Annotated in this window: 6 protein-coding genes; 3 read left to right on the top strand and 3 right to left on the bottom strand. The window is 35.5% G+C overall.

Annotated features, from left to right (window positions below; genetic code table 11):
- The 3 genes from A9G45_RS14405 to A9G45_RS06275 all read left to right on the top strand — a co-directional run.
- On the top strand, nucleotides 1–277 hold a 277-nt coding region (locus A9G45_RS14405), incomplete at its 5' end, for a hypothetical protein (protein ID WP_176701810.1).
- Nucleotides 278–497: 220 nt separating this feature from the next.
- The gene (glnD, locus tag A9G45_RS06280; protein WP_065566947.1) at nucleotides 498–3,152 is read left to right on the top strand and encodes a bifunctional uridylyltransferase/uridylyl-removing protein GlnD; all 2,655 of its coding nucleotides are present in this window, start codon (nucleotides 498–500) and stop codon (nucleotides 3,150–3,152) included.
- Nucleotides 3,153–3,172: 20 nt separating this feature from the next.
- Nucleotides 3,173–4,096, top strand: coding sequence for an AEC family transporter (locus A9G45_RS06275; RefSeq protein WP_065566946.1), 924 nt, complete (start codon nucleotides 3,173–3,175; stop codon nucleotides 4,094–4,096).
- Between the two features lie 139 nt (nucleotides 4,097–4,235).
- Here the strand turns inward: A9G45_RS06275 and A9G45_RS06270 are convergent, their stop codons facing one another.
- The 3 genes from A9G45_RS06270 to A9G45_RS06260 all read right to left on the bottom strand — a co-directional run bounded on the left by A9G45_RS06270 (nucleotide 4,236) and on the right by A9G45_RS06260 (nucleotide 7,927).
- Nucleotides 4,236–4,904, bottom strand: a complete 669-nt coding sequence (locus A9G45_RS06270) for an HD domain-containing protein (RefSeq protein ID WP_065566949.1) — start codon at nucleotides 4,902–4,904, stop codon at nucleotides 4,236–4,238.
- A 17-nt stretch (nucleotides 4,905–4,921) separates the two neighbouring features.
- Entirely contained in the window at nucleotides 4,922–6,442 is a 1,521-nt protein-coding gene (locus tag A9G45_RS06265; RefSeq protein ID WP_065566945.1) for a hypothetical protein, read from the bottom strand.
- A gap of 108 nt (nucleotides 6,443–6,550) precedes the next feature.
- Nucleotides 6,551–7,927: a hypothetical protein gene (locus A9G45_RS06260; protein WP_065566944.1), complete on the bottom strand. Its 1,377-nt coding sequence runs from the start codon at nucleotides 7,925–7,927 to the stop codon at nucleotides 6,551–6,553.
- Nucleotides 7,928–7,971: the final 44 nt, after the last annotated feature.

The raw sequence follows: 7,971 nt of genomic DNA, 5'->3' as shown, positions 1-7,971 counted from the left end.
TGCCCAAGGGAATACGATTAGGACATTCAAACTGTTAAAAAATAAGACAGTGTTTGCCATATTAGAGCGGTTTAATCAACAAGGTATTAAAACTAACCATATTGAAATATCCACCGATGGTAATGTAAAAAATCAATATCTGGATAATCAAGGCAATATATTATTAACCACTGACGAGGTTAAAGACCAAAACGCCCCTCAACTTTATGATGACTTACCATTCAACCCAGATGGTTTTGACATAATACTGCAAGAGGGAAATACACAACAGAGCTAGTATCACGCTTATTTTTTATTTTCATTTTGGTAGAGGTAAAAATGCATGATTAATAAGTACAAATAATAATTTAAAGAAACTTAAATTAAAAATGTATGATATTAACCAGAATATTTTCTTTATATCATACATTGGGTATGGCAAAAAGAGTAACTTGACAGACATTTAAAATCAGGTAACGATATAGCTATTGAATTGTCTTGATATTAATTATATAGCTATGACTAAAACACATTTGTGTTACCCTATCTCTCCTCTTAATTTTAGCGATGACCAAATAAATATCAGCTATCTAAAACAGCAGCTTGAAGCTTTTCAACAATGGTCTATGATTCAATTTGAGCAACAAGTTGATATTGATATATTAGTCTATTTACGTAGTCAATTTATTGATCGTTTGCTTGAGCGCCTATGGTGTTTTTATCAAATTCCTAAACATGTATCTTCTTTTTTTAAACGTAATCGTATTGCTTTAATCGCTGTTGGCGGTTATGGTCGTGCTGAATTACATCCTTTATCGGATATTGATATTTTGATTTTAAGTGATTATCCGTTGGTAAAAGAGATTGAAAAACAGATTAGTGATTTAGTTCGTTTGTTATGGGATTTACATTTAGATATAGGGCATAGTGTTAGGACATTAAGAATTTGTTTACAAGAAGCAAAAAACGACATTACCATAATGACCAATTTGATTGAATCAAGGCTTATTTCGGGCAATCAATTATTGTTAGATGAGCTACATAAACAAATTTTTAGCGATAAAATTTGGCCTTCTCGAGCTTTTTATAAGGCAAAAATCCAAGAACAACATGAACGCCATAAGCAGTATCACAGCACCTCTTATAATCTTGAGCCTGATTTAAAAAATAGCCCCGGCGGTTTGCGAGATATGCAAACTATTCAATGGATAGCAATTCGTCATTTTGGTGGTGAATTTTTACAAAAAATGGCTGATTTCAAATATTTAACCCATGAAGATATTGCAGACTTTAAAACTTGTCGTAAGTTTTTATGGCGAATACGTTTTGCCCTTCATTGTGTAATTTCACGTTATGATAATCGTCTGTTATTTGATCGCCAGCTTAGTATTGCCAACATGCTAGGTTACAAAGGTGAGGGCAATGCGCCAGTAGAAAAAATGATGCATGACTATTACCGAGTTGCACACAATATTACAGAACTTAATCAGATGTTATTACAACTGTTTTATGAATCTATACTTGAGCATCCCCCCAAAAATAAACCTTATAATATTGATGAACATTTCCAAATTAGAGAAAACTTAATTGATATAAAAAATGATAATCTCTTTAAAACAGATCCTGTTATGATTATGCAGCTTTTTTATACGATATTGCTTAACCCACAAATCACCGGGCTTTATTCAAATACCATTAGGCAGTTACGTTCGGCAAGAAGAAAATTAAGTACTTTGCTATGCGAAGATCCCAAATCTCGACAGATATTTATGAAGATTATCAAACATCCTGATGCAATCAAAAAAGCTATTTTACCCATGCATCAATATGGCATATTGGCCGCCTATATTCCAGATTGGAAGCACATTGCTGGAATGATGCAGTTTGATCTTTTTCATACTTATACGGTTGATGAGCATACGATTCGGTTACTAATTGAATTGGATAACTTAAAAACAGATAGTGGTAAGCGAAAGCACCCTAATAGTTCAACCGTATTTACTAAATTATCTAAACCGGAACTACTGATTATTAGTGGTTTATTTCATGATATTGGTAAAGGACGACATGGCGATCACTCTGAAATAGGTGCTCAGCTTGTTGAAAAATTTTGCCAGTTGCACGAACTTGAAACCAAAGACATTGATTTAATTTGCTGGTTAGTACGCTATCACCTACTGATGTCTGTTACCGCTCAAAGCCAAGATTTACAAGATCCAGCAGTAATTCGAGGATTTATTCAACAAGTAAAAAGCAAACGTCGCTTACAGTATTTGCTTTGTTTAACAGTAGCAGATGTTTGTGCAACCAATGAAACACTTTGGAATAGCTGGAAGCAAAGCCTAATACGCCAACTTTATTTTACTGCCATGCATTCCTTTGACTCGGGTATTCATCAAATTCCTGAACAACGCAGTATTGCACGCCAACATAAACAAGAAGCACTAGCAATATTGCTTGCGGAAAATTATGATCAACAGCAAATCAACGATTTTTGGCTGGATTATCGGGTAGATTATTTTTTACGTTATACAACAGAACAAATTGTACGGCATGTTCAACATCTATTACATCATGATTTATCTCAAACACTAGTGTTAATTAACCTCAATTCACATCATGGTGGTAGTGAGGTTTTTATTTATTCACCCGATAGACCTTATCTATTTGCCACTGTCTGTAATACCTTAAGTATGCATAATTTAACAATTCATGATGCACTTATTATTACAAATAAAAAAGGATTTGCCCTTGATACGTTTATTGTATTAGAACCTAATGGCCAAACCATACAAAAAGATCGTCATCAAGGGATTATAAACGCACTAAAAAAAGCGCTACAACAACCAGTTTATCAAGCGGCGAGAATAAAACCCCCAAAGAAAAGATTGCAATCTTTTTCTGTACCTACACAAGTTAATTTCTTATCTGCCTTTAATGAAAGACAAACTTATATGGAACTTATTGCCTTAGATATGCCAGGATTACTTGCTTGTGTTGGTGAAATATTTGCTAATTTAGATTTGTCATTAAGGAGTGCCAAAATTGCCACTATTGGTGAGCATATTGAAGATTTGTTTATCTTAACCGATAAACATAACAATGCGCTTGATGATAATACTTGTAACCAATTACGAGAATCAATAATAACCACTATTGATTCAATGAATTAATCAGCTTAAAGATATCGCTTATGCAATTTTTTATTATTTTATTTCCTATTTTTTGTATTTTTATAGTTGGGTTCATCGCTCAAAAAGCACTAAAACTTGATGTAGCCAACCTTTCAAAAATGTCACTTTATGTGCTTTCCCCCTTTTTGGCATTTAAAACGTTTTATACCCATACGTTAACTACCGATTATCTATTTTATATTGGTTATATTTTTGGCTTGTGTTTTTTATTAGTCATTATCATCTCAATTTGGTCGCTGTTCATGAAATATTCAGTTAAAGAGCGTTGCGCTATGATTTTAAGTGCATGCTTTATGAATAATGGCAACTACGGTACACCGGTACTTTTGGTTTTTTTTGGTTCGGTGGGATTTGATCTTGGTGTAATTATGATGGTGTTACAACAATTTGTAATGAGCACAGTCGGTATTTATTACGCTGCAAAGGGCAGTGCTCATAATGATATTGTTAGTCAAAAAGATGTTATTAATAAAGTTATTCGCATGCCAGTTGCTTATGGGGCATTGTTAGGTATTATTTTTCAGTTGTGCCATATTCCTTTATCTAAATCAATAATGACATCCATTGCTATGATTGGTGATTCTTCAATTGTTGTGATTATGATTATTTTGGGAATGCAACTAGCCAAAATAAAGATCAAACAACTTGATTACCCAAAATTGTTGTTTTCATTGCTAACCCGCATGGTTATTTCACCTTTGGTTGCATGTGGTATAGTTTATTTTATGCCTATTTTACCAATTTATAAGCAAGTATTAATTGTATTAGCTGCAATGCCAAGTGCTGCCAATACCACATTAATGTCTGTACAATTTGATACTCGCCCAGAACTGGTATCAAGCGCAACCTTAGTTAGCACATTATTAAGCTTAATCACTTTACCTATTGTACTAACACTGGTTGGCGCGCCAATACCTTTTTAAGCGCCGTTACCAACCTTTACCAAGCAAACTTAGTAAATCCAGCCTTTAAATAGTTTAAAAAAGCCTAAACGCAGTTTTAGGCTAGTTAAAAGCATTATCAACAACCTACTTATTGTTTAATCAATAGAATAGCGGGCAATTATTCCTTACCTGTCCACTCTTTTTCGAATTGTTCGACAAACTGAACTAAAAATTGATGCCTTGGCTCAGCCAATTTTTTAGCTGTTTGGGTATTCATCATATCTTTAAGCAACAAAAGTTTTTCATAAAAGTGATTAATAACTGTATTAGGTCTTTTATAATTATCTTCATCCAACGCCATTCGGGGGGAAATATTGGGATCGTACATAATATTATGCTTATTACCACCATAATAAAAAGTGCGTCCAATGCCAATTGCACCCAATGCGTCTAAGCGATCGGCATCTTGTACAATTTGCCCTTCTAATGATAATTCTTTTTTTTGATTAAGATTTTTTCGATATGACATATTTTCAATAATGTCAAAGATCATTTTAATTTCGTTATCGGTTAACGCCTGTAATATTAAATAATCACGCAACTCAATTACAGCTTGATTTACATCAGCAACGACTTTTTCATCAATCACGTCATGCAAATAAGCACTCACAATCACAATAAACGCATTCGCTTTTGGTTCATGCTGTAAAATCTGCTCGGCCAATCTCACTACTCGCTCAATATGCGCCATATCATGCCCCGAAAAGTCATTAGCTAATTTTTGTTTAACAAAAGCTTGTATGGCTTGAATAACACTCTGCTTATGCTTATTTGTTTTATTATTCATAATATTATAGCGAAATTTTAATTTACACATACCGTGCCATAACTCGTGTAACCCCAAGTACTAACCATTCCCTTATTAGAGTGTACTTGAAGATTTATAAGGGGTTCGTAAGGAGGTTTATATGTGTTTTTCGTCCAATAAGCCCGATGACTTGCGAAATTACTACCAGGGTAGCCATAGTTAATATTAACAGAGTCATAAGTTTCTCCCCATTCTGAAAATAGCCCTCCACCAATACGGCGTTGGTAGTTATTACCTTGACCTGCTAAACCTTGATTCCAATATTGAGAATTAGCATTAGTCAGTTGATTAACTGTAGGTATTTGATAGCCTAACTGATTACAGTATTGTTCAGCCTGAGCATAACTATGACTAATACCATTATCATTCTTTCTTACGATAAACCATTTTTTAATGGTAAAACTATATACTTTATTCGTTTTGGCTTTATCGGAATATAAGATAAAGGTCGTCGGTACTGCGGTTGCTGCCTCGGCAGCGCTAGCCCCCTCTTTGGGTCCAACTAACCGAATATTGGCAATGCTGCCATTGCCTGTTATATTTAAATCAATGCCCGATGTAGCCGGTGACTTATCAAACGTCATCTCACTGCCTAAGCTATCAACCATATCCATGGTAAAAAATAGCCCATATGCCCCCATGGTTGGAAAGTTTGATGCTGGATTATTTAAATCTTGACGTTTAAAGCCTTTTGCATCGTCCCATTCACTCGGTGGCCCTGAATAATTCGACCCACCCCAATTATTTTTGCGACTATTACTTAAAAATAAGTTGGGCTTGGCAGAATAAGTACAAGCGCCTTTAGGCGGATTTAGATAATAAGTGGCGCTATTAGCCCCTATCGGAGTTGAATTTGGTTCGCCATAAGCCGTTGATAAGATACTATAATCACTTTGCATTGTTATACTATAGGGCGCATTGCAATCCTGAAAGGTATCATCTAATCCTATTTCAGTACCATTGGCATCTCGACCAGTAATGGTTAAATTCCCTGTTGCGGTAATATCACCATCGCCATCTTTATCCGCCCAAAAATCATTATTATTGAGCAAATCGGTCATTGAAATAGCACTTTGACCCGATGGAATAAGCGTTTTAATATCACTAAGTTTTATACCATCACGTGGCAATGATATCGGATTAGCTTTAGATGAGGGATTGTTTTTTGGGGTTAGCACTTTACCATCAGGTAGCTCGATATTTAAAAATCTATCCGTATCCCACGATTGAGTTTGCCCACCATCAAATGTTAAATAAGGCGCTGAGCCCTGAATGATGTTTGCCGTTGTCACAGGCTCAACTTGGGGCAAATCAGCCAACAAAGGAATGCTAACCCCCGTTAAACAACAAAAAGGCAAAATTAATTTAAAGATGATTAGGTTATTTGTGAGTTTTAAATACAAATCACAAAGCAAGTACTGTTTATCCTCATAAAAAAACGGAAAACGACAGGCTAACTTTCTAGCTGATTTTATTTTATTCTTTTTTATTAGCGTCAGTTGCTTTTTTGATTTCATGTTACTATTCCTTTAAATCCACATAAATACAAAACACGAGTGCAATTATTTTTGTAAAAGGGTACCTCGCTATTGCTGGTTTATTTAATTGTTCATAACTGTATATCACTAATTTACACAAACTGTTCTTCCATACGTTCTAACACCAGAGGATCCATCCTTAGCATATACCACAAGGTTATAGAGTCGTTCGGCTTGATACGTATTTTGAGTCCAATAAACAGCATAGTTTTCCATATTGCTGCCAGGATATTGGTAATCATGCATATCCCCCCACTCAGCTAAAAGCCCACCACCAATACGACGTTGGTAGTTGTTACCTTGACCCGCTAAGCCTTGATTCCAATATCGGGAATTAGCATTAGTCAGTTGGTTAACGATAGGTACTTGATACCCTAACTGCTCGCAATATTGTTTAGCGTCAGCATACTGACTTACACCTGCATAATCTTTCCTTGCGATAAACCATTTTTGAATCGTAAAGCTGTATACTTTATTGGTTTTGGCGCTATCAGAATATAATATAAAAGTAGTGGGTACGGCTGTTGCAGCCTCGGTTGCATTATCGCCATCTTTAGGACCGACTAATCGAATCTTAGCTATACTGCCATTGCCCGTTATATTTAAGTCAATACCAGAAGTAGACGGCGACTTATCAAACGCCATTTCACTACCTAAACTATCAACCATATCCATCTCAAAAAGTAACCCATTCATTCCAGTTGTAGGGAAGTTTGATGCTGGGTTATTCAGATCTTGACGTTTAAAGCCTTTGGCATCATCCCATTGGCTTGGTGGCCCTGAATAATTCGACCCACTCCAATTACCTTTATGACTATTACTCAGATAAAGGTTAGGTTTTACAGAATAAGTACAAGCACCTTTAGGCGGATTTAGATAATAAGTGGCGCGATTAGCCCCTATCCGAGTCGACTTTGGTTCGCCATAAGCCGTTGATAAGATACTATAATCACTTTGCATTGTTATACTATAGGGCGCATAGCAATCCTGAAAGGTATCATCTAATCCCATTTCAGTACCATTGGCATCTCGACCTGTAATGGTTAAATTCCCCGTTGCGGTAATATCACCATCGCCATCTTTATCCGCCCAAAAACCATTATTATTCAGCAAATCGGTCATTGAAATAGCGTTTTGACCCGATGGAATAAGCGTTTTAATATCACTAAGTTTTATACCATCACGTGGCAATGATATCGGATTAGCTATAGATGAGGGATTGTTTTTTGGGGTTAGCACTTTACCATCAGGTAGCTCGATATTTAAAAATCTATCCGTATCCCACGATTGAGTTTGTCCACCATCAAATGTTAAATAAGGCGCTGAGCCCTGAATGATGTTTGCCGTTGTCACAGGCTCAACTTGGGGCAAATCAGCCAACAAAGGAATGCTAACCCCCATTAAACAACAAAAAGGCAAAATTAATTTAAAGATGATTAGGTTATTTGTGAGTTTTAAATACAAATTATTACACCAATATATGCTAACCTCATAAAAATGGGAAAGAT

The sequence above is a fragment of the Gilliamella sp. HK2 genome, from assembly GCF_001690265.1.
Lineage (GTDB): Bacteria > Pseudomonadota > Gammaproteobacteria > Enterobacterales > Orbaceae > Gilliamella > Gilliamella apicola_C.
This window is presented reverse-complemented; position numbering and strand designations above follow the sequence as displayed.